Origin of the sequence: Stenotrophomonas sp. WHRI 8082 (assembly GCF_040223995.2) — a bacterium.
In the GTDB taxonomy this organism is placed as follows: domain Bacteria; phylum Pseudomonadota; class Gammaproteobacteria; order Xanthomonadales; family Xanthomonadaceae; genus Stenotrophomonas.
In genome coordinates this window covers 348,971-374,017 of record NZ_CP167826.1, presented here as the reverse complement: position 1 = coordinate 374,017, position 25,047 = coordinate 348,971, and the positions used below count along the sequence as shown (strand labels likewise).

The following is a 25,047-nucleotide window of genomic DNA, read 5'->3' as shown; positions in this document are numbered from 1 at the left end:
GAAAAGCGATCCGACCCCGTACAATAGCCCCATGCCTCTGATTACCTTGCAGAACGTCGACTTCAGCGTCGGCGGCCCGTTGTTGCTGGAAAAAGCCGAACTGTCGATCGAACCGGGTGAGCGTATCGCCCTGATCGGCCGCAACGGCGCCGGCAAATCCACTTTGCTCAAGCTGCTGTCCGGCGACCACAAGCCCGACGACGGCGAAGTCCGCATCCAGCAGGGCGTCCGCGTGACGCGCCTGGAACAGGAGGTGCCCATCGGTGCCGCCGGCAGCGTGTTCGACGTGGTCGCCGAGGGCCTGGGCGAGCTGGGCCAGTGGCTGGCCGAATTCCACCACCTCAGCATGGCCGAGGACTTCGACGGCGACGCGCTGGGCGCGGTGCAGGCGAAGATCGATGCAGCCAACGGCTGGGGCCTGGATCAGCGCGTCAGCGAAACGCTGACCAAGCTGGACCTGGACGGTGATGCCGAGTTCGCGCGCCTGTCCGGCGGCATGAAGCGCCGCGTGCTGCTGGGCCGCGCGCTGGTGTCCAGCCCGGATCTGCTGCTGCTGGACGAACCGACCAACCATCTGGACATCGAGGCCATCGACTGGCTGGAAATGTTCCTGAAGAACTGGAACGGCAGCGTGGTGTTCGTCACCCATGACCGCCGCTTCCTGCGTGCACTGGCTACCCGCATCGTCGAGATCGACCGTGGCCAGGTCACCAGCTGGCCGGGCGACTGGGCAAACTACGAGCGTCGCCGCGAGGAACGGCTGAACGCGCAGGCGCAGGAAAACGCCCGCTTCGACAAGATGCTGGCGCAGGAAGAAGTGTGGATCCGGCAGGGCATCAAGGCCCGCCGTACCCGCGATGAAGGCCGCGTGCGCCGTCTGGAAGCGATGCGCAGCGAGCGCTCCGTGCGCCGTGACCTCAGTGGCAACGTACGGATGGAAGCGGCCCAGGCGGCCAACTCCGGCAAGAAGGTCATCGACATCAAGGATGTGTCGTTCTCCTTCGGTGAGCGTTGCATGGTGCGCGACTTTTCCGCGACGATCCTGCGCGGCGATCGTATCGGCCTGATCGGGCCGAACGGCAGCGGCAAGACCACGCTGCTGAAACTGCTGCTGGGCGACCTGGCACCGGACAGCGGCGAAGTGCGTGCCGGCACCAACCTGGAAATCGCGTATTTCGACCAGTACCGCGCGGTGTTGCGCGAGGACTGGACGGCGATCGAGAACGTGGCCGAGGGCCGCGATTTCATCGAGTTCAACGGCAAGCGCAAGCACGTGCATGCCTACCTGCAGGACTTCCTGTTCACGCCGGAACGGGCACGCGCGCCCATCACGCGGCTGTCCGGTGGTGAACGCAATCGCCTGCTGCTGGCCAAGCTGTTCGCGCAGCCGTCCAACCTGCTGGTGATGGATGAGCCGACCAACGACCTGGACGTGGAAACCCTGGAGCTGCTGGAAGAGCTGCTGGGCGATTACACCGGCACGTTGCTGCTGGTCAGCCATGACCGTGACTTCCTGGACAACGTGGTGACCTCCACGCTGGTGATGGAAGGCAACGGCGTGGTCGGTGATTACGTGGGCGGCTATACCGATTGGCAGCGCCATGCGGCGTTCGTGGCGGCGCAGGCGCTCAACGCGCCGGTGGTGGCCAGCCGGCCTGCCGTGGCGGCTGCACCTGCCGTTGCCGCAGCTGCACCGGCCAAGCGCAAGCTGAGCTACAAGGATGCACGCGAGCTGGAGCAGCTGCCGTTGAAGATTGAAACGCTGGAGAAGGACGTCGAGGGCCTGACCGCCGCGATGAACGACCCCGCGTTCTACCAGCGCAGCGCGCCGGACATGGCCGCGCACAACCAGAAGCTGGCGAAGGTGCAGGCCGAACTGGATGCCGCCTACGCCCGCTGGCAGGAGCTGGACGCCTGAGGGATGTGCTGCCGCTCGGGGGTGGGCGGTGGTAGCGCCGAGCCATGCTCGGCGGATTGCGTCGACACCCGGGCCGCTGTGCTCGCCGACCATGGGTCGGCGCTACCGGATGTGTGAACGCCTGGGCCGCTGCGCTCGCGGACTGTGGGTCGGCGCTGCCGGATGCGTGAACGCCTGGGACGCTGCGCTCGCCGACCATGGGTCGGCGCTACCGGTGACGGGGCGGTGGTTTGGGCCTGTGCTTGGGCCTGTGCTTTGGCTTGTGCCCTGGTAGAGCCGACTTCAGTCGGCTGCTTGCTGTACAAAACAGCCGACTGAAGTCGGCTCTACCGTTTCGGCTCTACCCGTGCACGGGCATGTCCGGCCTGCGGCTATTTCAGGCCGTGCAGGTCGCGCAGCTGGGTGGGGCGTGAGCCGAAATAAGCGGCCAGGTCGGCGATCTCCTGATCGCTCAGGCCCGTCGCCTGCGGGGTCATCAGCGCGTGCTGGCGATCGCCGCTGCGGTACGCCTGCAGCGAATGCGCGAGGTAATCGCTGTACTGGCCCCCCAGCTTCGGGTACGTCGGATCGATCGGCGAATTGCCGTCGGCCCCGTGGCAGTCGATGCAGCTCTGTCCGGTGGCCTTGCCCTTGGCCTGCGCACGTGCCTCACCGGCGGCGAGGCGCCCAGCCGGCAGGCCGGCAGACGACGAAGGCGCTGGAAGATCACCCGCGGCCTGTCCCGGCTGTGCGGGCGACTGCGTGCTGCTGTCCTCGTGCGAGGGCGAGCAGGCCGCCAGCAGGACGGCGACGGACAAGGCGATGGCATGACGCGTAAACGGCGCGGCTTTCGACATGTGGGCGTGCCTTACTTGATGGTGGACAGGTAAACAGCGAGATCGGCGATCTCCTGTTCGCTGAAACTCATCGACTGCGCCTGCATCGTGGGATGTCGGCGTTTGCCATGGCGGTACTCGGTGAGCGCCTGCAGCAGGTACTGCTCGCTCTGCCCGCCGATCTTGGGCACTTTGTAGCTGGGATAGGCGTTCTTGTAGCCGGTGATGCCATGGCACCCCTGGCAGGTATAGGCCAATACCCGGCCATTGTCGAAATTGCCGGTCAGCGCCGCGGCAGGGGCGGGCGCCTGCGGGGCCGGAAGCGGCGCCGGCGCGGCCGGAGCCGTAGCGGGTGAAGCAGGGGCAGGAGCGGCCACGGCGGCCCCGAAGGGCAGGAGGACGGCCAGAGCAAGACAAGCGGCGAGCGGCTGCGGGCGCATGATGTCGTTTCCGGGATTCGGGTCTGGTCGTTCCGGCGTGGGGTTCGGAACGGCCCGAGTATAGCGGCTCATTTCATGTTGCTGAAATGGGCAGCAGCCAACCGGCGGCGTGAAGTCACCGTGACCTTTGGGATATGGTGTACCCGTGAGGTGGTGCATTACTTTGCTACCACACCTGCTCACGCATCCCCAGGGACCCGACGATGTCACGCCATGCCTTCCTGCCCGCCGGCCGCAGCGGAATCTGCGCCGCCGCGCTGCTCATCTCCACCTCGTTGCTGCTGTCCGGCTGCGCAGGGGGCCCCAACACCGAAGCCAAGGCAGCGGAAACCAAGGATGGCAAGACCGACGAGAAGAAGGTCGAGTCCGTGCCGGTGGAAGTGGCCGTGGCCAGCCATCGCGGCGTTGCGGCCAGCTATACCGGCACGGCGGCACTGGAACCGCGCGCTGAAGCCCAGGTCGTTGCCAAGACGTCCGGCGTAGCGCTGGCGGTGCTGGTGGAAGAAGGCCAGCAGATACGTGCCGGCCAGCCGCTGGTGCGCCTGGACCCGGACCGCGCGCGCCTGGCCGTCGCCCAGAGCGAGGCGGTGATGCGCAAACTGGAGAACAACTACCAGCGCGCCAATCGGCTGGTCGGCCAGCAGATGGTCAGCGCCGCCGATGTCGACCAGCTGCGTTACGACGTGGAAAACGCCCGCGCGCAGTACCGGCTGGCCACGCTGGAACTGTCCTACACCACGGTCACCGCACCGATCAGCGGGGTCATCGCGTCGCGCTCGATCAAGACCGGCAACTTCGTGCAGATCAATACGCCGATCTTCCGCATCGTCGACAACTCCCGCCTGGAAGCTACGCTCAACGTGCCCGAGCGCGAGCTGGCAACGCTGCGTGCTGGCCAGCCGGTGACCCTGCTGGCCGATGCACTGCCCGGCCAGCGCTTCACCGGCCAAGTGGACCGCATTTCGCCGGTGGTGGATTCGGGCAGTGGCACCTTCCGCGTGGTGAGTACCTTCGACGGCGGCGTGCAGTCGCTGCAGCCGGGCATGTTCGGTCGCATCCGCATCGACTACGACCAGCGCGCCAATGCGTTGGTGATACCGCGCCTGGCGCTGCTGGACGATGGGGATCCGGCCGTGTTCCGCGTGCGGGCCGGCAAGGTCGCGCGCGTGCCGATCACCCTGGGCTACGCCGAAGGGGCGTGGATCGAGGTACGCGAAGGGCTGGCCGCCGGCGATCAGGTGGTGACCGCCGGCAAGGTCGCGCTGCGCGACGGCACGGCCGTGCAGGTCATCGTGCCCGCCGATCCCAAGCAGGTGGCCAAGGCCACGCCGGCGACCAAGGCAGGGAGCGCCCCATGACATCGGCCAGCAACGACCACGGTCGCGACCCCCACGAGGGTCACGGCCCCGGCGGCATGGGCGGCGGCCTGGTGGAGTTCGCCACGCGTCGCCGGGTGACCATCGCCATGTGCACGGTCACCCTGATCCTGTTCGGGCTGATCGCCTTGGGCAGCCTGAAGGTGAATCTGCTGCCGGACCTCAGCTATCCCACGTTGACCGTGCGCACCGAGTACACCGGCGCGGCGCCGTCTGAAATCGAAACCCTGATCTCCGAGCCCGTGGAAGAAGCGGTCGGGGTGGTCAAGAACCTGCGCAAGCTGAAGTCCATTTCGCGCACCGGCCAGAGCGATGTGGTGCTGGAGTTTGCGTGGGGCACCAACATGGACCAGGCCAGCCTGGAAGTGCGCGACAAGATGGAAGCGCTGAACCTGCCACTGGAGGCCAAGGCCCCGGTGCTGCTGCGCTTCAATCCGTCCACCGAACCGATCATGCGTCTGGTGATATCCAGCAAGGAAGCACCGGCCAGCGATGCCGAGGCGATCCGTGAGTTGACCGGCCTGCGTCGCTACGCCGACGAAGACCTGAAGAAGAAGCTGGAGCCGGTGGCCGGCGTGGCCGCGGTGAAGGTCGGTGGCGGCCTGGAAGATGAGATCCAGGTGGATATCGACCAGCAGAAACTGGCGCAGTTGAACCTGCCGATCGACACGGTCATCCAGCGGCTGAAGGAGGAGAACGTCAACATCTCCGGCGGGCGTCTGGAAGAGGGGTCGCAGCGCTTCCTGGTGCGGACGGTGAACCAGTTCGCCGACCTCGAAGAAATCCGCAACCTGCTGATCACCAGCCAGTCGTCCAACGGTAGCGCTGCCGCCTCGGCGATGGCGCAGATGTTCGCGATCGCAGCGGCCACCGGCTCGGATGCGGCGATGTCGGCGGCATCGGCGGCGCAGAGTGCATCCGGCGGCAGTTCCAGCGTGGTGGCCAACGGTGTGCCGGTGCGGTTGAAGGACGTTGCTACCGTGCGCCAGGGCTACAAGGAGCGCGAAGCGATCATCCGCCTCGGCGGCAAGGAAGCGGTGGAGCTGGCGATCTACAAGGAAGGCGACGCCAACACCGTGACCACGGCCGAAGCGCTGCGCGCGCGGCTGGAGCAGATCAAGACCACCTTCCCGGCCGATGCCGAACTGACCACCATCGAAGACCAGTCGCGCTTCATCGAGCACGCGATCAGCGACGTCAAGAAAGACGCGGTGATCGGCGGCCTGCTGGCGATCCTGATCATTTTCCTGTTCCTGCGTGACGGCTGGAGCACCTTCGTGATCAGCCTGTCGCTGCCGGTCTCGATCATCACCACGTTCTTCTTCATGGGCCAGTTGGGCCTGAGCTTGAACGTGATGTCGCTGGGCGGCCTGGCATTGGCGACCGGGTTGGTGGTCGATGACTCCATCGTGGTGCTGGAAAGCATCGCCAAGGCACGCGAACGCGGGCTGGGGGTGCTGCAGGCGGCCATTGCCGGTACCCGTGAAGTCAGCATGGCGGTCGTAGCGTCCACCCTGACCACCATCGCCGTGTTCCTGCCGCTGGTGTTCGTCGATGGCATCGCCGGCCAGCTGTTCCGCGACCAGGCGCTGACCGTGGCGATCGCCATCGCGATCTCGCTGCTGGTGTCGATGACCCTGATTCCGATGCTGAGCTCGCTGAAAGGACGTCCTCCGCTGGCGTTCCCGGAAGAACCGGCGACCGACGCATGGCGTCCGCAGAACCGCTGGCTGAAGCCGGTAGCGGGCGGCCGGCGGGGCGCCATGGCCGGTATCCGGTACACCTTCTTCGGCGCGGCCTGGCTGGTGGTGCGGGTGTGGCGCGGCATCGTGGCCGTGGTCGGCCCGGTGATGCGCAAAGCCAGCGACGTCGCGATGAAGCCCTATGCGGGTGCGGAGCGCGGTTACCTGCGCCTGCTGCCCAATGCCTTGGCTCATCCGGGCAAGGTGCTCGGGCTGGCCGCGCTGGCGTTCGTTGCCACGATGGCGCTGGTGCCGATGCTGGGTGCGGACCTGATTCCGCAACTGGCGCAGGATCGCTTTGAAATGACGGTCAAGCTGCCGGCCGGCACCCCGCTGAAGCAGACCGATGCCCTGGTGCGCGAACTGCAGCTGACCCACGGCGACGGCAAGCAGCCGGCCGGTGAGGGCATCGCCTCGCTGTACGGTGTCAGCGGCGCCGGCACGCGGCTGGATGCCAGTCCGACGGAAAGTGGCGAGAACATCGGCAAGCTGACCGTGGTGATGGAAGGCGGCGGAAACGCACGCAGCGAAGCGGCGATCAGCGATCGGCTGCGCGCCACCATGGCGACGCACCCGGGGGTGCAGGTGGACTTCGCGCGGCCGGCATTGTTCAGCTTCTCCACGCCGCTGGAAATTGAACTGCGTGGGCAGGACATGGCCTCGCTGGAGCTGGCCGGGCAACGGCTGGCGGCGATGCTGCGCAACAACGCGCACTACGCTGACGTCAAATCCACGGTGGAAGAAGGCTTCCCGGAAATCCAGATCCGCTTCGACCAGGAACGTGCCGGTGCACTAGGGCTGACCACACGGCAGATCGCCGATGTGGTGGTCAAGAAGGTGCGCGGTGACGTGGCCACGCGCTACAGCTTCCGTGACCGCAAGATCGACGTGCTGGTGCGGGCCCAGGAAGGCGACCGGGCCAGCGTGGACAGCATCCGCCGGCTGATCGTCAATCCGGGCAGTACCCGACCGGTGACCCTGGATGCCGTGGCCGAAGTGGTGGCCACCACCGGGCCGAGCGAGATCCATCGCGCTGACCAGACGCGGGTAGCGGTGGTGTCGGCCAACCTGCGCGACATCGACCTGGGCGCGGCGATGCGCGAAGTGCAGGCGATGGTCGCCGAGCAGCCGCTGGGCGCTGCGGTGGGCATGCACATCGGGGGCCAGGGCGAAGAGCTGGAAGAGTCCGCACGCTCGCTGATCTTCGCCTTCGGGCTGGCGATCTTCCTGGTGTACCTGGTGATGGCCTCGCAGTTCGAATCCCTGCTGCATCCGTTCGTCATCCTGTTCACCATCCCGCTGGCCCTGGTCGGTGCGGTGCTGGCACTGCTGCTGAGTGGCAAACCGATCTCGGTGGTGGTGTTCATCGGGTTGATCCTGCTGGTGGGGCTGGTGACCAAGAACGCGATCATCCTGATCGACAAGGTCAACCAGCTGCGCGAAGCCGGCATAGCCAAGCACGAGGCGCTGGTGGAAGGCGCTCGCTCGCGCCTGCGCCCGATCATCATGACCACGCTGTGCACGTTGTTTGGCTTCCTGCCGCTGGCTGTAGCGATGGGCGAGGGGGCCGAAGTGCGCGCGCCGATGGCGATCACCGTGATCGGCGGCCTGCTGGTGTCCACGCTGCTGACCTTGCTGGTGATCCCGGTGGTGTACGACCTGATGGACCGCAAGGGCGATGCCTACTACCGTGAGCGCGGCCGCAAACTGGCGTACGGGTCCGCCGTCGAAGGTCACCCGGAGAGTGCGGCATGAGCATTGCCGAGTTCTCCATCCGCCGCCCGGTCACCACCATCATGTGTTTCGTGTCGCTGGTGGTGGTGGGTCTGATCGCCTCGTTCCGGCTGCCGCTGGAAGCGCTGCCGGACATCACCGCGCCGTTCCTGTTCGTGCAGGTGCCGTACGCGGGCTCCACGCCGGAAGAAGTCGAACGCACGGTGATCCGGCCGGTGGAGGAAAGCCTGGCCACGATGACCGGGATAAAGCGGATGCGCTCTTCGGCGACATCGGAAGGAGCCAGCATCTTCATCGAGTTCAGTGACTGGGACCGTGACATCGCCATCGCCGCGTCCGACGCGCGCGAACGCATCGATGCCATCCGCAGCGACCTGCCCGACGACCTGCAGCGCTACAACGTGTTCAAGTGGTCCAGCAGTGACGAACCGGTGCTCAAGGTGCGGCTTGCCAGCGACACCGACCTGACCGGTGCGTATGACATGCTGGACCGCGAGTTCAAGCGGCGGCTGGAACGCATTCCCGGCGTGGCCCGGGTGAACATTTCCGGTGCGCCGCCGAATGAGGTCGAGATCGCCATTGACCCGAACCGCCTCAACGCGCATGGGCTGAGCATCAACGACCTCAGCGACCGCCTGCGGACCCTGAATTTCTCGCTGTCGGCGGGGCAGATCGATGACAACGGCCAGCGCGTGCGCGTGCAGCCGGTAGGCGAGATCACCGACCTGCAGGAGATGCGCGACCTGGTAATCAATGCCAAGGGACTGCGGCTGGGTGACATCGCCGAGGTGCGCCTGAAGCCCACGCGGATGAGCTACGGCCGCCGGCTGGATGGCAACCCGGCCATCGGCCTGGATGTCTTCAAGGAACGCAGTGCGAACCTGGTGGAGGTTTCGCGCGCGGCACTGGCCGAAGTGGAAGCGATCCGCGCGCAGCCGAGCATGCGCGACGTACAGATCAAAGTCATCGACAACCAGGGCAAGACGGTGACCTCGTCGCTGCTGGAACTGGCCGAAGCCGGTGCGGTGGGCCTGATCCTGTCGGTGACCGTGCTGTTCTTCTTCCTGCGCCACTGGCCGTCCACCCTGATGGTGACCCTGGCCATCCCGATCTGTTTCATCATCACCCTGGGCTTCATGTATTTCGTCGGGGTGACGCTGAACATCCTGACCATGATGGGGCTGCTGCTGGCGGTCGGCATGCTGGTCGACAACGCCGTGGTGGTAGTGGAAAGCATCTACCAGGAGCGCGAACGGATATCCGACCAGCCGCGGCTGGCGTCGATCATCGGCACCCGCAACGTAGCCATCGCGCTCAGCGCCGGCACCCTGTGCCACTGCATCGTGTTCCTGCCGAACCTGTTCGGTGAGACCAACAACATCAGCATCTTCATGTCGCAGATCGCGATCACCATCTCGGTGTCCCTGCTGGCATCGTGGCTGGTGGCGGTGAGCCTGATCCCGATGCTGTCCGCGCGCATGGATACGCCCAAGCTGCTGCATTCCAAAACGGGCGTCATCGCGCGCCTGCAGGACCGCTATGCCGTGCTGCTGGACTGGACGCTTCGCCACCGTGGCTGGAGCCTGCTGGGCATCCTGCTGGTGGTGCTGGTCAGCCTGGTGCCGATGAAGCTGACCAAGGTGGACATGTTCGGCGGCGAAGGCGGCAAGGACGTGTTCATCGGCTACATGTGGAAGAGCGCCTACACCTACCGGCAGATGTCCGATGAAGTGAAGCGCGTGGAGGACTGGCTGGACGCCAACCGCGAGCGGTTGCACATCACCCAGGTGTATTCCTGGTACAGCGAGGAAGAAGGCAGCTCGACCATCGTCACGGTCGACGAGGCGCACGCGGGTGGTCTGAAGGCGATCCAGGAAGAAATGCGCAAGGGGCTGCCGAAATCCGCGCGGGCCGACTACTTCGTCGGCAACCAGGGCGGTGATTCCGGCAGCAGCAACAGCGGCGTGCAGGTGCAGCTGGTCGGTGATTCCAGTTCGATGCTGCAGGAGATCGGCGAGGAAGTGCTACCGCTGCTGGCCCAGCGCAAGGAGCTGCGCGATGTGCGCATCGACAACGGGGAGAAGGGCAGCGAACTGGCGATCCGCGTTGACCGCGAGCGCGCCTCGGCGTTCGGCTTCAATGCCGAGCAGGTCGCCAGTTTCGTGGGCCTGGCCCTGCGTGGCGCGCCCATGCGGGAGTTCCGACGCGGTGACAACGAGGTGCCGGTGTGGGTCCGTTTCGCAGGTGCCGAGAAAAGCACGCCGGAAGACCTTGCCGGCTTCAGCGTACGCACGGGCGATGGCCGCACCGTGCCGCTGCTGAGCCTGGTGTCGGTGGACATCGTGTCATCGGCCACGCAGATTGGTCGGACCAACCGACAGACGACGTTGACCATCAAGGCCAACCTTGCTGAAAAGATCACCGCACCCGATGGTCGGAAGGCGATCGAAGCCGTTCTGAAGCCGATGAACTTCCCGGCGGGCTACAGCTTCAGCTTCGATGGCGGCGACTTCGGCAACGACGACGAGGCCATGCAGCAGATGCTGTTCAATCTGGTGATCGCATTGGTGATGATCTACGTGGTGATGGCGGCGGTGTTCGAATCGCTGCTGTTTCCGGCTGCGATCATGAGCGGTGTGCTGTTCTCGATCTTCGGTGTGTTCTGGCTGTTCTGGCTGACCGGCACCTCGTTCGGCATCATGTCCTTCATCGGCATTCTGGTGCTGATGGGGGTGGTGGTGAACAACGGCATCGTGATGATCGAGCACATCAACAACCTGCGCCGCAACGGCATGGGGCGTACGCAGGCATTGGTGGAAGGATCACGCGAGCGGCTGCGCCCGATCATGATGACGATGGGCACGGCGATCCTGGCGATGGTGCCGATCTCGCTGACCGACACGCAGATGTTCGGCGACGGCCCGCCGTACTACCCGATGGCCCGTGCGATTGCAGGTGGGCTGGCGTTCTCCACGGTGGTCAGCCTGTTGTTCCTGCCGACGATCTATGCGGTGCTGGACGATGCGCGCAGCGCAGCCGGCCAGTTGATCCGCAAGGCGCGCGGGCGTGGCGTGGAGGCCCCATCCCTGAGGTAGCGCCGAGCCGTGCTCGGCGGGGTTCACGCGAAGGGCGCCGCTGCGCTCGCCGACCGTGGGTCGGCGCTACGGGGCGGCCGCGTTTCTCGGCGGGGTTTGTGCGAAAGGCGCCGCTGCGCTCGCCGACCGTGGGTCGGCGCTACCGCAGTCCGCCGTTACTGCGCGGCGACCTTGCCCCATACCTGGAACCCGGTCAGCCACAGGCCGAGCATGCTGCCGAGGTTGGTCAGCATGAAGGTCAGCACCACGCGGGTGACGCGGTTGCGGTACCAGCCCTTCAGCGTCTGCGCGTCGTCGCGCAGTTTCAGGAAGTCTTCGTAGGCCGGCTTGCGCAGGCGCGTCTCTACCAGCGCCGCGAACGCGCCGGTGGGAATGCTCAGGCGGAACGGCTTGAACGGGGCCACCACGATCGCGGTGAGAATGCTCAACGGGTGGCTGCCTGCCAACAGGCAGCCCAGGCCCGCCAGGCCGCCGGTGTACATCGCCCAGGTCGCCAGCAGTTCGGTGCCCACGCCCATCCCGCCGCGGTAGAAGCCCACGCCGATGCCGGTTGCCACGATGGCCAGGATGGCCAGGGTGAACCACGGAATGTTGCGCTTCTTCGCCACGGATTCCAGCTGCGCACGCAGCGGCACCGGCGGCTCATTGTCGGTTTCCAGATAGGTGGCCAGACCGGCCAGATGGCCGGCACCCACCACCGCCAGTACTTCGCGCTGCGCCGGCTCGACACCCTGCAGGGCACGTTCTTCGCGCAGGCGGGTCGCCATGTAGCGGTCGCGCTCGCCGATGATCGTGTCGTACAGCGCGGGGCTTTCCTTGGCGAACTCGCCAAAGCTGGATTCGAGCATGTCGCCCTGCTTCAGCTTCTCGATTTCATCACTGCCCACCTCGTCGGACGAGAACAGGCCAGCCGCCAAGCCGGTCATCAGCTTGATCTTGCCGAAAAAGCCCAGCTGCGACGACGCACGCTTGAAGGTCAGGCCGACCTCACGGTCGATCAGGTGCACGGGCAGCCCGCGCTCACGCGCCAGCAGTACCGCGCGCTTCAACTCCGCGCCCGGTTCGATGCCGAGCTGCTCGGCCAGGCGGCGCTGGTAAGCCGACAGCGCGAGGTTGGCGGCGAACAGGGCCACGCGGCCCTTGCGGATCACCTCCACCAGATCCAGCTTGGCCAGCGTATCCGGCTCGGTCAGTGCCTGCAGGCGCTGCGGATCCAGTTCTACCGCGACGGCATCGAAGCGCCCGCTGTAGATGGCTTTTTCCACCGCTTCCACGCTGGTGTGCGATACGTGCGCAGTGCCCAGCAGCGTGTAACGCACACCGTCGCGTACGACGATGCGCACGGGCTGGCCGGCAAACAGTTCTTCGCCATCAGCAACATCGCTGGAGCGGGGCAGGGAGTCAGTCATGCATTACTCATTGGTGGGTGCGCTGTCAGTGCCGTCGCCGAGCGCGCGTTGCATCTGCACCGTGTCGAGCCAGCGGCCGTGCTTGCGCCCCAGCCCCTGGAAAACACCGACCAGATGGAAACCGAAGCGCTCGTGCAACTTGATGGAGGCGGTGTTGGTGGGTTCGCCGATCACGGCCACCATCTGCCGATAACCGCGTGCGGTGCAGGCATCGATCAACGCCTGCAGCAGCGTGGTGCCTACGCGCTGGCCCTGGAAGCGCGCATCCACATAGACCGAGTTTTCCACGGTCCACTGATAGGCCACTCGGGTGCGGTAGGTATTGGCATAGGCATAGCCGGCGACGTCGCCGTCAACCTCGGCGACGATGTAGGGGAAGCCGCGGGCCACGATGTCCTGCATCCGACGCTGCATTTCAGCCGCGTCGGGGATGTCGTACTCGTAGGTGTTGACGAAATCGGTCACTTCCACCGCGTAGATCGCGGTGATCGCAGCGATGTCAGCCTCGCGGACATCACGGATAAGCACGGCCATGGGCGCAGGTTCCGGCAGGGGATCAGTCGATGTAGCGCTTGAGCAGGTCGCCGTACGCGTCGATGCGGCGATCACGCAGGAACGGCCAGATGCGGCGCACGTGCTCGCTGCGCTGCAGGTCGACCTCGCAGATCAGCACCGTTTCCTCACCACCGGCTTCGGCGATGAACTCGCCCTGCGGCCCCAACACGTGGCTGTTGCCCCAGAACTGGATGCCCGATGCGCCCATTGGCGACGGTTCGTGGCCGACGCGGTTGCAGCTGAGCACCGGCACGCCATTGGCCACGGCATGGCCGCGGTGACTGAGCACCCACGCATCGCGCTGGCGATTCTTTTCATCCTGCTGGTCATCCGGGTCCCAGCCGATGGCGGTGGGATAGAGCAGCAGCTCCGCGCCGGCCAGCGCCATCAGGCGGGCCGCTTCCGGATACCACTGGTCCCAGCACACCAGCACGCCAAGGCGGCCGACCGAGGTGTCGATCGGCGTGAAGCCGAGATCGCCCGGGGTGAAGTAGAACTTTTCGTAGAAGCCCGGATCGTCCGGAATGTGCATCTTGCGGTACTTGCCCAGCAGGCTGCCATCCTTTTCGAACACCACCGCGGTGTTGTGGTACAGGCCCGCGGCACGGCGCTCGAACAGCGAGGCGACCAGGACCACACCGTGCTGCTTGGCCAGCTTGCCCAAGCGCTCGGTGCTGGGGCCCGGAATCGGCTCGGCCAGATCGAATTCGTCCACATTTTCGTGCTGGCAGAAGTACGCGCCATTGTGCAGCTCCTGCAGCAGCACCAGCTTGGCGCCATTGGCTGCGGCTTCAGCGACACGGGATTCGATCACGGCGAGATTGGCGGCGGCATCACCGTGGTTGCGCTCCTGGATCAGAGCGACGGTAAGGGGCTGGCGGGGACTCATCCGAAAGCGTTCCTGCAGGGGAAAACATGCATGTTAACGCGGATGGGCGAGGGCAGCGTGGCCGCGGCTGAATGATGGGTATGGGAGCGTTCTGGCCTGCGGCCGGCAGAAGCGCAGGCAACGTCAAAACCAGACGGCAACTGCAATTTCAGGAGCACGGCTGCATCGCCCCGGCCGGCGCGGGAGGGGTTGCCGGGAATCGCCGTGGATCGGCGAACTCCGCCGACCATGGGTCGGCGCTACCGATCGCCGTAACTCGTCGGGTGGAGGGAGCCCCTGAGTCAGGGGCGGCCGCGAAGCGGCGGGGTGTGGGCGCTGGTGAGAAGGGGCCCACGGTTTGCGCAGCAAAGCGTGGGAGCGACAGCGCGAATGCGATGACGTGGACCCACGCCATGGATGGCGCGAAACGAGGCACGCATGGATGCAGCCCTTGCCGTCCCCCGCGCAGTCCCACCGCCCGGCCCAAACCAGCTGCCGCTTCCCCGCCAGCCACGAAGGGCTCAGCCGTTTGCCAACAACCCCGCCGGCAACTGCATCGTGATGCAATGCAGGCTCCCGTTCTGCCAGATCAGCGACCGGCAGGGCACCTGCACGATCTCCCTATCCGGGAACGCCGCCGCCAGCACATCCCGTGCGGCGTCATCGGTGACATCACCGTAGGCCGGCATCAGCACCGCCCCGTTGATGATCAGGAAGTTCGCATACGACGCAGCCAGACGGCGGCCGTCGTCCAGTACCGGCTGCGGCCACGGCAGCGGGAACAGACGGTACGGCGCGCCATCGACGGTGCGCAGCGCGGCCAGCTCGGCGCCCATCGCCTGCAGCTCGGCATGGTGTGAGTCGCCGGCGTCATCACAGGCCTGGTAGACGATGCTGTCCACGGACGCGAAACGTGCCAGCGTGTCGATATGCGCGTCGGTGTCGTCGCCTTCCAGATAGCCGTGATCCAGCCACAGCACCCGGTCCTGCTGCAGCCAATCGGCCATGTCGGTCGACAGGCTGGCGCGCTCACGGTCCGGGTGGCGCTCATGCAGGCACTTCCACGTGGTCAGCAGCGTGCCCTGGCCATCGGTTTCAATGCCGCCGCCTTCCAGCGCGAAGGGAATGCTGCGAACCGGTGCATCGGTGAACACGCCCGCGCCGGCCAACACGCCGACCAGTTGGTCATCCAGGCTGGCATCGAACTTGCCGCCCCAACCGGTGAAGCGGAAGTCCAGCAGCTGGAAGCCGCCGTCCCTGCGCTGCAGGGTGATAGGACCGGAGTCGCGCAGCCACGTGTCGTCGTACTGCGCGGTGACGAAGTGCACGCGGTCCATGTCGATGCGGTTGGAGCGCAGGCGCATTTCGGCGTAGGTCTCCACGTCGTCGTCGGCCACGCAGATCAGCACCGGCTGGAAGCGGGTGATCGCGGCCACCAGGGCGATGTAGGTCTCTTCCACCTGGCCCAGGCGCTCGGCCCAGTCGGTGTCGGCCGTCGGCCAGGCAATCAGGACGCCGCTCTGGGCTTCCCACTCGGCAGGAAAACGTAGGGTCTCGTTCATGGTCTCGCTTGCATTGGCCCGCGCGGGCGCGGGCTGGGTTCGTCAGCGGATCGGCGGCTTCGGGCCGATCTCGTTGGGGGCCGCCTTGTTGGCCACCACGTCGATCACCTTCTGCTTTTCAAAGTAGACGGTGAACTGCGGGTAGACCCAGCGGTTGATGGTCGGCCACTGGCGCTTCTGGCCGCCGCGAGCATCCAACTGCTCGGCCGGTGCGCCGAACTGGCTCTGCACCTGCTGCATGCTCTGGCCGCGGACGGGCAGGGCGATGCCCGGCTTCTCGGCGGCGCGATCCACCAGCAGGGTGTCTGCCAGGGCCGGTGTGGCCGCGGCGAGGGTGGCCATCACGGCCAGGGAAATCAGGCAACGCTTCATCTCGAACTACTCCCCAGTGGTCAAGAAACGCGATTACAACATGGATAAAGCAGAAAGCCGCCCGGAGGCGGCTTTCTGTATCAAACCGGCCCCGCGAAGGACCTGTGGTCGGCCGTGAGGCCGGCCAACTCAGCGCTGGCGCGCCTTGAAACGCGGGTTCGACTTGCAGATCACGAAGATCTTGCCACGACGACGCACGACCTTGCAGTCACGGTGACGGGCCTTCGCTGACTTCAGGGAGGACAGGACTTTCATGGCATACCTCGGCGTACACGTTGAGTGTAAAAGTAAGTGTTCAAGTGGAGCGCGGCCGCGATATGCCAGAGACAATACTGCGTTGACGCTCGTTCAAGCCCGCCATTCTACCGGGCTTTTCTCCATCGTTTCAAGTGGTTGCACAGACCAATCGCAGCACCCGGTCAGGCTGGGGCTAGAATGGGCCCTTCACACCTGCTGGAAACCCCATGTCTGCACTCGTTCCCGTCCTCACCATCGACGGCCCTTCCGGGGCTGGCAAGGGTACCATCAGCCGCATCGTGGCCCGCCGCCTCGGCTGGCATTACCTCGATTCCGGCGCGCTGTACCGGGCCGTGGGCGTGGCCGCCAGCTGGGCGGACATCGACACCTCGGACGCGTCGGCGCTGGTGCGCTGCACGTTCGACACCAAGGTGCAGTTCGTGGAGCAGGGCGAGACGATGCGGGTGCTGGTCAACGGCACCGATGCCACCGACGAGCTGCGGCTGGAAACCACCGGTGCGCTGGCCTCGGCCATTGCCGCCATCCCGGAAGTGCGTGGCGCACTCAAGGAGCGGCAGCGCGCATTCAGGTCTGCCCCCGGGCTGGTGGCCGATGGCCGTGACATGGGAACGGTCATCTTCGCGGACGCCTCCTATAAGGTGTTTCTGACCGCAAGTGCCCAGGAGCGCGCCGAGCGCCGGCATAAGCAGTTGAATGACAAGGGGGTTTCTGTTAACTTTGATGACCTCCTGCGCGAGATCATGGCCCGCGACGCCCGTGATGCACAGCGCACTGTGGCGCCCCTGAAGCCGGCAGACGATGCCGTCCTCATCGATACCACTGGTATCGGCATCGATGATGTCGTTGCACGAGTGATGGATCTGCTTCCGGTTTCGGCTGCCTGATCCGTTCGTACAGGAGAACCGCCCTCGACGGGCGGTGTCGCAATACGCACCGCAGGGTTGTAAATGCTCCGTCGCGCAATGATGCGTGGCGGTTTAATCACTTCACACACGGCCCGCTTTTCCGGGGTCGACCAACAGGCGGGCGGCTGGGTTCCTTGATGGAAACCGCTGACCCATGTGATCAACAGAGTAAATCTAATGACCGAATCTTTTGCCGAACTGTTTGAAGCCAGCCAGGCCAATCTGGCCAAGCTGAAGCCGGGCTCCATCGTCAGCGGTACCGTCGTGGAAGTCCGCGGCGATGTCGTGGTGATCAATGCCGGGCTGAAGTCCGAAGGCATCGTGCCGATCGAACAGTTCCGTAACGATGATGGCGAGATCGATGTCGCCGTAGGCGATGTCGTCAAGGTCGCCCTCGATTCCATCGAGAACGGCTTCGGTGAGACCGTTCTGTCGCGTGAGAAAGCAAAGCGCGCGATGGTGTGGGACGAGCTGGAAGAAGCGCTGGAAAAGAACGAAACCATCACCGGTCGCATCAGCGGCAAGGTCAAGGGTGGTTTCACCGTCGACATCAAGGATGTCCGCGCGTTCCTGCCGGGTTCCCTGGTCGATGTGCGCCCCGTGCGCGATCCGGCCTACCTGGAAGGCAAGGAGCTGGAATTCAAGCTCATCAAGCTGGACCGCAAGCGTAACAACGTCGTGGTTTCGCGCCGCGCTGTCGTCGAAAGCGAGCACTCGGAAGAGCGCGAGCAGCTGATGGACAAGCTGCAGGAAGGCGCGATCCTGAAGGGTGTCGTCAAGAACCTGACCGATTACGGCGCTTTCGTGGACCTGGGCGGCATCGACGGCCTGTTGCACATCACCGACATGGCATGGAAGCGCGTGCGCCATCCGTCCGAAGTCGTGAATGTCGGCGACGAGCTGGACGTGCGCGTGCTGAAGTTCGACCGCGAGCGCAACCGCGTTTCGCTGGGCCTGAAGCAGCTGGGCGAAGATCCGTGGGATAACATCTCGCGTCGTTACCCGGCCAACAGCCGCGTGTTCGGCAAGGTCTCCAACGTGACCGATTACGGCGCATTCGTCGAAATCGAGCCGGGCGTGGAAGGCCTGGTGCACGTGTCCGAGATGGATTGGACCAACAAGAACGTCAACCCGTCCAAGGTGGTGCAGGTCGGTGACGAAGTCGAAGTGATGGTGCTGGATTGTGACGAAGAGCGTCGCCGCATCTCGCTGGGCATGAAGCAGGTTGCCGCCAATCCGTGGGAAACCTTCGCTGCCACCCACAAGAAGGGTGACAAGGTGTCGGGCCAGATCAAGTCGATCACCGACTTCGGCATCTTCATCGGCCTGGACGGCGGCATCGACGGCCTGGTTCACCTGTCCGACATCAGCTGGGCGACCACTGGCGAAGACATCGTGCGCAACTTCAAGAAGGGCGACAACCTGGACGCAGTGGTCCTGGCGGTTGATCCGGAACGCGAGCGCATCAGCCTGGGCGTCAAGCAGCTGGAGCAGGATCCGTTCGGTCAGTTCATGGCCGTCAATCCGAAGGGTTCCAAGATCGAAGGTGTGGTCAAGGAAGTTGACGCCAAGGGCGCCATCATCGAACTGGCCGACGGCATCGAGGGCTATGTTGCTGCCCGCGATATCTCGGTCGACCGCGTCGACGATGCCACCCAGCACCTGAAGGTCGGCGACAAGATCGAAGCCAAGTTCGTGGGCATGGACCGTAAGGGCCGTACCCTGCAGCTGTCGATCAAGGCGAAGGACGATGCGGAAATGCGCGAAGTGCTGGAGGACTACCAGTCCGCCTCTTCGGCCGGCATGACCCAGCTCGGCGCGCTGCTGCGTGCACAGCTGGGCGGCAACAAGTCCGAGTAATCGGTCTGCCGCTGTCGTAGTTTCCTGGACGGCCCGGACATCAGTCCGGGCCGTTTCAGGGTTTGAGCCCCTCGAGCAGAGCCTGCAATGACCAAATCCGAACTGATCGAAATCCTTGCGCGCCGGCAGGCGCACCTGAAGGCCGATGATGTCGATCTGGCGGTGAAGTCGTTGTTGGAGATGATGGGCGGGTCGTTGTCGGCCGGTGATCGCATCGAGATCCGCGGTTTCGGCAGTTTTTCCCTGCATTACCGTCCGCCGCGCCTGGGTCGCAATCCCAAGACCGGTGAATCGGTCGCCCTGCCGGGCAAGCATGTCCCGCACTTCAAGCCGGGCAAAGAGCTGCGCGAACGCGTCAGCGATGTGGTGCCACAGGAAGCCGATCCGGCCTGATCCTGCATCACGACGTGCGATCCACCCACCGGGTCGGATAAGCTACGGTCTTCCGTGACTGGAGCTGTCGCATGAAGGTTTTCCGTTTACTGGTCCTGCTGGCAGTGCTGGTCATTGGACTGATCATCGGTGCGGTCAATATGACCGAGATGACGATCAACCTGGTTTTCACTGAATTGCATACCTCGGTTGGCGTGGCGATGATCGCTGCGTTGCTGGTCGGGGTCGTGGTCGGTGCCGGCCTGGTGCTGGTGAGCGTGGTCGTTCCGCTCTATGCCCAGCTGCGCCGTGCCAACAAGGCTGCCCTGGCAACTCCGGGTGTGGCTGTTACTCCTCCTTATGATGGACGCTGATCGCAGATGGAATTTGTCTCCGAGTACTTCTGGTTTTTCCTGTGTGTCCCGCTGGCGGCGGTTGCCGGCTGGGTCATCGGCCGGCGCGGCGGACAGCGCCACGGCGACAACCAGGTCAGCCGCCTGTCCAGCACCTACTTCCGCGGCCTGAACTATTTGCTCAACGAGCAGCCGGACAAGGCGATCGAACTGTTCCTGCACATCGCCGAGCTGGACAAGGAAACCTTCGAGACCCAGGTCGCGTTGGGCCACCTGTTCCGCCGTCGCGGTGAGGTCGACCGCGCGATCCGCCTGCACCAGGGACTGGTGAACCGCACCGACCTCAGCGATCCCCAGCGCGTACAGGCGCTGCTGGCGCTGGGCGAGGACTACATGAAGTCCGGCCTGCTGGATCGTGCCGAAACCGTGTTCTCCGAACTGGCACAGATCGACCAGCGCGCACCGCAGGCGCTCAAGCACCTGATCGGCATCTACCAGGCCGAGCGGGACTGGGAAAAGGCGATCGACAACGCGTTGCGCTTCGAAGAAGTCACCGGCGAACCCATGGGCAAGCTGGTCGGGCAGTTCGAATGCGAACTGGCCGAGCGCCACCGCGGCGCCGGTAACGTGGAGCAGGCGAGGGCAGCTATTGCGCGGGCCTACCAGGCCGATGCGATGTCCGTACGGGCCGGCATCATAGAAGGCCGTCTGGAAACCGATGCCGGCAACGCCGAAGCCGCCGTCCGCGCTTTCGAGCGCGCCGCGCGCAACGATCCGGAGTACCTGCCGGAAGTGCTGCAGCCGCTGATGCAGAACTACCGCAAGGTCGGTGACCTGGGCGGCGCGCGCAGCTTCCTGTCCGAGATGACGGAACATTACCGTGGCATCGCGCCCGTGCTGGCGCTGACCCGGTTGATGGAAGAGCAGGAAGGCGTCGCCCCCGCGCGTGCCTACCTCGGCCGCCAGTTGAAGGATCGCCCGTCAGTACGCGGCGAGTCGGCGCTCATCGACCTCACCTTGGCCGAGGGTGCCGACCCGACCGCCACCCTGCACGATCTGAAGCACATCACCGACCAGTTGCTGGTGCGCAACCCGGCTTACCGCTGCACGCGCTGCGGTTTTGGCGCACGCACGCACCACTGGCAGTGCCCGAGCTGCAAGGAATGGGGCACGGTCAAGCCACTGCTGAATTACGCGGTGCTGTAACCCATGAACGCTGTTGTCGCGTTCGAGGCGCTGGGCATGCTCACCCTCGCGGCTGCCGGCCTGACCTGGCTGGCACGCCGCTATGCGCTGCATCGCCAGCTGCTGGACCAGCCCGGTGAGCGGCGCAGCCATGCGGTGGCGACGCCTCGTGGCGGTGGCATTGCCATCGTGGCGACGGTCCTGCTGGGCACGACCGCCGGCGCGATGGTGTGGCCTGCTGCGGTGGTCGGGCTGGCCGTTTTCGCTGCGGGACTGTTGCTGGTCGCAGGGATCGGCTGGTGGGATGACCATCATCCGTTGCCGGCGATGCGGCGGCTGATGGTACACATGCTGGCATCGGCGCTGCTGGCTGCGCTGGTGTGGCAGGAAACGGGCAGCATCGTGCAGGCCGTCCTGCTGTTCTTTGTCGCAACTGCCTTGATAAATCTATGGAACTTCATGGATGGCATCAACGGCATCGCCGCCAGTCAGGCGGTGATTGCCGCGCTGGCCATCGCCGCGATCCTGCCAACCCCTGTGGCGCTGCTGGCGATCGCCGTGGCGGGCGGGTGCCTTGGATTCCTGCCGTTCAACTTTCCGCGCGCACGCATCTTCATGGGTGATGTCGGCAGCGGGGCCTTGGGCTACCTGCTTGCGGCGCTTGTCGGGTTGGCCAGTGTGGTGACCGACATCAACTGGCTGCTGTTGCTGGTGCCGCTCGCGGTCTTCCTTGTGGACGCAGGCTTCACGCTGTCATCCCGCATGCTCTCCGGGCAACGCTGGATGGAACCACACACGCAGCACGTCTATCAGCGCGCCGTGAAGGCTGGCTTCAGCCACGCACGGGTGACGGGCGTGTATATTCTGCTCGGCCTGGTCGGAGCGGTGCTGCTGTATGCAGCGCGTTCGATATCTTCGCTGCATCAGGCTGGCGTGGCGGTCGCCTGGGGGGTGCTGTTGGCCTGCCTGTGGGGTGTGTCGCGCGTTCGCCTGCGCAATTTCTGAGGGTTTATCCTGCTCATGTCAGCTAGGTGGAACAGAATTCTCGCGCTGCTGCCGCGCGCCGCCATCGTCGTCCATGATCTTTTCATGGTCTGGGCCTGCTGGCAGCTGCTGCACGCGGGCCGGTACTCGATCCTCCCCGATGCGCCGGCGCTGCCTCTCTGGAATGTAGACACCTCGCTGGTGCTGGGCATCCAGGCATTGGTGTTCTGGCGCGTCGGCCTGTATCGCGGCCTGTGGCGTTTTGCCAGCGTGGCCGACCTGATCAACATCTTCAAGGCCAGCTTCATCGGCCTGATCGCCATCGTCTTGACGTTGGCGTGGAAGCGCTTCGACGGCGTGCCGCTGTCGGTGCTGGTCATCTATCCCTTCGCGCTGTCCGCGCTGCTCGGCGCCCCGCGCCTGCTGTATCGCGCCTGGAAGGATTATCAGTCCGTGCAGTCAGACTCCACCGGTCGCCGTGTGCTGATCCTGGGCGCAGGCCAGGCCGCCGAGGCGCTGGTGCGCGACCTGCGCCGTTCCGGTGAGTACGATCCGGTCGGCCTGCTGGACGATGCCCCGCACCTGCAGGGCGCCAAGCTGCAGGGACTGCCGATCCTCGGCACGCTGGACGACGCGCCGGCGGTTGCGCGCGAAACCGTCGCGCGGCTGATCGTCATCGCCATTCCCTCGCTGGATGCGGTGGGCATGCAGCGGGTGGTCGGCCTGTGTGAAAGCACGGGTGTGCCGTTCCGCACGGTGCCCAAATTGAGCGACATCCTGCAGGGCCAGTCGCTGCCAGGTCAGTTGAAGGAAGTGGCTATCGAAGATCTGCTGGGGCGCAAGCCGATCCAGCCGGACTGGTCCTTGATCCGCGGTTGGCTGGGCGGCCGGACGGTGCTGGTTACTGGCGCCGGCGGGTCGATCGGTTCGGAACTGTGCCGCCAGTGTGCACGCCATGGGGCAGGGCGCATCGTGCTGCTCGAGATGAGCGAACTGCTGCTGCTGACCATCGAAGCCGAGCTGCGTCGCAGCTTCCCGGACATCGAGGTCGAGGCCGTGCTGGGTGACTGCGGCGACCCCGCGGTGATCCGCCATGCGCTGTCGCTGCATCGGGTGGAAGCGACCTTCCATGCGGCCGCCTACAAGCAGGTGCCGGTCTTGGAGCGTCAACTGCGCGAAGCGGTCCGCAACAACATCCTGGCCACCGAGAACGTGGCGCGCGCCTGCATGGAAGCAAAGGTGGAGCACTTCGTCTTCATCTCGACCGACAAGGCCGTAGACCCGGTCAACTCGCTGGGCGCCAGCAAGCGCTATGCCGAGATGATCTGCCAGAGCCTGGACCAGAAGTCCACGCATACGCGTTTCGTGACCGTCCGCTTCGGCAACGTGTTGGCCTCCGCTGGCAGCGTGGTGCCGTTGTTCCGCGACCAGATCATGAAGGGCGGTCCGGTGACCGTCACCGATCCGGAGGTCACGCGTTACTTCATGACCATCCCGGAAGCCTGCCAGCTGATCCTGCAGGCGGCCGCGTCCGCCTCGCACGGCGCGATCTACACGCTGGACATGGGCGAACCGGTACCGATCCGCGTGCTCGCCGAGCAGATGATCCGACTGACGGGAAAGCAGCCGTACAAGGACATCGCCATTATCTACACCGGCCTGCGTCCCGGTGAGAAGCTGCACGAAACGCTGTTCTACTCCGATGAGGAATACCGGCCCACCTCACACCCCAAGGTGCTGGAGGCGGGCGTGCGTACGTTCTCGCGGGACCTCGTGCTGGCCAACGTGCCGAAGCTGCGCGACGCGATATCCACTTACGATATCGAAGCGATCCAGGAGATCCTGTTCGCCACGATGCCGGAGTTCGATCCGCTTCAACAGGATGCTTACATCCCTTCGGCTAACGTGGTTCCCTTCCCGGTAAGAGAGGCCAACAGGTAGCAGATGAGCAAGCGAATCAGAAAGGCAGTTTTTCCGGTGGCAGGGCTAGGGACGCGCTTTTTGCCGGCAACCAAGACGGTTCCGAAGGAAATGCTGCCGATCATCGATCGTCCGCTCATCCAGTACGCCGTTGACGAAGCCATCGAAGCGGGCTGCGACACCCTGATCTTCATCACCAACCGCTACAAGCATGCGGTTGCCGACTATTTCGACAAGGCCTACGAGCTCGAGCAGAAGCTCGAACGCGCCGGCAAGCTGGAGCAGCTGGAGCTGGTTAGGCACGTGCTTCCCAACGGCGTGCGTGCGGTCTTCGTGACCCAAGCCGAAGCGCTGGGCCTGGGCCATGCTGTGCTGTGTGCGAAAGAGATCATCGGCGATGAGCCCTTCGCGGTGCTGCTGCCGGACGATCTGATCTACAACCGTGGTGATGGTGCGCTCAAGCAGATGGCCGACCTCAACGAGGCCACGGGTGCCAGCGTGATCGCGGTGGAAGATGTGCCGCATGAACAGACGGCGAGCTACGGTATCGTCGCCACGGATGCGTTCGATGGCAGTCACGGCCGCATCTCGGCCATCGTCGAAAAGCCGAAGCCGGAAGACGCACCCAGTGACCTCGCGGTAGTGGGCCGTTACGTGCTCAGCCCGAAGATCTTCGAGCTGCTGGAAGCGACCGGTACCGGTGCAGGTGGCGAGATCCAGCTGACCGACGCGATCGCCGAGCTGCTGAAGAGCGAGCCCGTCGATGCCTATCGTTTCGAAGGACGTCGCTTCGACTGCGGCACGCATCTGGGCCTGGTGGAAGCCACCATCCGGTTTGCATTGAACAGCAAGAAGCTGGCCAAGCCGGCCCGGCAGAAGCTGCAGGAAATGCTCGCCGAAGACGATTGATCCGGCGAACGGCGGAGCCCCTCGTGGCGGGCGGCGAAAGCTTAGAGGTGGGTCGGGCGGGTAGGGCTTGCGAGGGACGCGCACAAGTACGTCCATGTAGCGCTTGTTTCGCGCCATCCATGGCGCGGGTTCACGTCATCGCATTCGCGCTGCCGCTCCCACGCTTTGCTTCGCAAACCATGGGCCCCGTCTCACCAGCACCCATACCCCGCCGCTTCGCGGCCGCCCCTGACTCAGGGGCTCCTTCCACCCGACGGGCTACTGTCATCGGTAGCGCCGACCCATGGTCGGCGGAACGTTGCCGCCAACGGCCCGCTGCGCTCGCCGACCATGGGTCGGCGCTACCGATGCCCGCAGGTCCCGTGGCCGCCATGGACCTGTCGAAGGTGGGGCGGGGTGTGTTCGCGGGGGCGTT

Annotated in this window: 20 protein-coding genes; 12 read left to right on the top strand and 8 right to left on the bottom strand. The window is 65.1% G+C overall.

The features are described from left to right. The first annotated feature begins 31 nt into the window (after positions 1-31). Entirely contained in the window at positions 32-1,918 is a 1,887-nt protein-coding gene (locus ABRP17_RS01550) for an ATP-binding cassette domain-containing protein (RefSeq protein ID WP_349985253.1), read from the top strand. 371 nt (positions 1,919-2,289) lie between these two features. Here ABRP17_RS01550 and ABRP17_RS01545 read toward each other — a convergent pair whose 3' ends face one another. Together ABRP17_RS01545 and ABRP17_RS01540 are read right to left on the bottom strand one after the other, a co-directional pair. Continuing rightward, complete coding sequence (locus ABRP17_RS01545) at positions 2,290-2,754, bottom strand: cytochrome c (protein ID WP_188324283.1); 465 nt, start codon at positions 2,752-2,754, stop codon at positions 2,290-2,292. Positions 2,755-2,765: 11 nt separating this feature from the next. Beyond that, positions 2,766-3,173, bottom strand: a complete 408-nt coding sequence (locus tag ABRP17_RS01540) for a cytochrome c (protein WP_188327298.1) — start codon at positions 3,171-3,173, stop codon at positions 2,766-2,768. Between the two features lie 203 nt (positions 3,174-3,376). Between ABRP17_RS01540 and ABRP17_RS01535 the strand changes: the two genes are divergently transcribed. The 3 genes from ABRP17_RS01535 to ABRP17_RS01525 are packed head-to-tail and all read left to right on the top strand — an operon-like array spanning position 3,377 to position 11,120. Next, a complete protein-coding gene (locus tag ABRP17_RS01535) occupies positions 3,377-4,531 on the top strand; it encodes an efflux RND transporter periplasmic adaptor subunit (protein ID WP_192080672.1) in 1,155 nt (384 codons plus the stop codon). Then, positions 4,528-8,046, top strand: coding sequence for an efflux RND transporter permease subunit (locus ABRP17_RS01530; protein ID WP_372486859.1), 3,519 nt, complete (start codon positions 4,528-4,530; stop codon positions 8,044-8,046). The genes ABRP17_RS01535 and ABRP17_RS01530 overlap by 4 nt, the downstream gene beginning before the upstream one ends. Next, positions 8,043-11,120: an efflux RND transporter permease subunit gene (locus tag ABRP17_RS01525; RefSeq protein WP_349985250.1), complete on the top strand. Its 3,078-nt coding sequence runs from the start codon at positions 8,043-8,045 to the stop codon at positions 11,118-11,120. Before ABRP17_RS01530 ends, ABRP17_RS01525 begins: the two co-directional genes overlap by 4 nt. 155 nt (positions 11,121-11,275) lie before the next feature. Here the strand turns inward: ABRP17_RS01525 and ABRP17_RS01520 are convergent, their stop codons facing one another. From ABRP17_RS01520 to ykgO, 6 genes are all read right to left on the bottom strand, one after another. Continuing rightward, a complete protein-coding gene (locus ABRP17_RS01520; protein ID WP_349985248.1) occupies positions 11,276-12,529 on the bottom strand; it encodes a TraB/GumN family protein in 1,254 nt (417 codons plus the stop codon). A 3-nt stretch (positions 12,530-12,532) separates the two neighbouring features. After that, positions 12,533-13,063 carry a GNAT family N-acetyltransferase gene (locus ABRP17_RS01515; protein ID WP_188324278.1) on the bottom strand — a complete coding sequence of 177 codons (531 nt, stop codon included), beginning with the start codon at positions 13,061-13,063 and terminating at the stop codon, positions 12,533-12,535. A 22-nt stretch (positions 13,064-13,085) separates the two neighbouring features. Further along, entirely contained in the window at positions 13,086-13,973 is an 888-nt protein-coding gene (locus ABRP17_RS01510; protein ID WP_192080681.1) for a carbon-nitrogen hydrolase, read from the bottom strand. Positions 13,974-14,473: 500 nt separating this feature from the next. Then, positions 14,474-15,514 (bottom strand): agmatine deiminase family protein, encoded by a 1,041-nt coding sequence (locus tag ABRP17_RS01505; RefSeq protein WP_349985246.1) that lies wholly within the window; start codon positions 15,512-15,514, stop codon positions 14,474-14,476. Positions 15,515-15,556: 42 nt separating this feature from the next. Then, positions 15,557-15,856 carry a hypothetical protein gene (locus ABRP17_RS01500; protein ID WP_372487045.1) on the bottom strand — a complete coding sequence of 100 codons (300 nt, stop codon included), beginning with the start codon at positions 15,854-15,856 and terminating at the stop codon, positions 15,557-15,559. A 159-nt stretch (positions 15,857-16,015) separates the two neighbouring features. Next, positions 16,016-16,141: a type B 50S ribosomal protein L36 gene (gene ykgO / locus ABRP17_RS01495; RefSeq protein WP_005409283.1), complete on the bottom strand. Its 126-nt coding sequence runs from the start codon at positions 16,139-16,141 to the stop codon at positions 16,016-16,018. Between the two features lie 209 nt (positions 16,142-16,350). On the opposite strand from ykgO, the gene cmk reads away from it, so the two are divergent. The 8 genes from cmk to galU all read left to right on the top strand — a co-directional run bounded on the left by cmk (position 16,351) and on the right by galU (position 24,632). Continuing rightward, complete coding sequence (gene cmk, locus ABRP17_RS01490) at positions 16,351-17,028, top strand: (d)CMP kinase (RefSeq protein ID WP_349985240.1); 678 nt, start codon at positions 16,351-16,353, stop codon at positions 17,026-17,028. Between the two features lie 198 nt (positions 17,029-17,226). Further along, positions 17,227-18,909: a 30S ribosomal protein S1 gene (gene rpsA, locus ABRP17_RS01485; protein WP_188324273.1), complete on the top strand. Its 1,683-nt coding sequence runs from the start codon at positions 17,227-17,229 to the stop codon at positions 18,907-18,909. 87 nt (positions 18,910-18,996) lie between these two features. Then, a complete protein-coding gene (locus ABRP17_RS01480) occupies positions 18,997-19,302 on the top strand; it encodes an integration host factor subunit beta (protein WP_188324272.1) in 306 nt (101 codons plus the stop codon). Positions 19,303-19,373: 71 nt separating this feature from the next. Next, a complete protein-coding gene (locus ABRP17_RS01475; protein WP_188324271.1) occupies positions 19,374-19,655 on the top strand; it encodes a lipopolysaccharide assembly protein LapA domain-containing protein in 282 nt (93 codons plus the stop codon). A gap of 6 nt (positions 19,656-19,661) precedes the next feature. Next, positions 19,662-20,840 carry a lipopolysaccharide assembly protein LapB gene (gene lapB, locus ABRP17_RS01470; RefSeq protein WP_188324270.1) on the top strand — a complete coding sequence of 393 codons (1,179 nt, stop codon included), beginning with the start codon at positions 19,662-19,664 and terminating at the stop codon, positions 20,838-20,840. Positions 20,841-20,843: 3 nt separating this feature from the next. Next, positions 20,844-21,824 carry a glycosyltransferase family 4 protein gene (locus ABRP17_RS01465; RefSeq protein ID WP_349985237.1) on the top strand — a complete coding sequence of 327 codons (981 nt, stop codon included), beginning with the start codon at positions 20,844-20,846 and terminating at the stop codon, positions 21,822-21,824. Positions 21,825-21,839: 15 nt separating this feature from the next. Further along, on the top strand, positions 21,840-23,744 hold the full coding sequence (locus ABRP17_RS01460; RefSeq protein ID WP_349985236.1) for a nucleoside-diphosphate sugar epimerase/dehydratase: 1,905 nt from the start codon (positions 21,840-21,842) through the stop codon (positions 23,742-23,744). A gap of 3 nt (positions 23,745-23,747) precedes the next feature. Next, a complete protein-coding gene (gene galU, locus ABRP17_RS01455; RefSeq protein WP_188324267.1) occupies positions 23,748-24,632 on the top strand; it encodes a UTP--glucose-1-phosphate uridylyltransferase GalU in 885 nt (294 codons plus the stop codon). Positions 24,633-25,047: the final 415 nt, after the last annotated feature.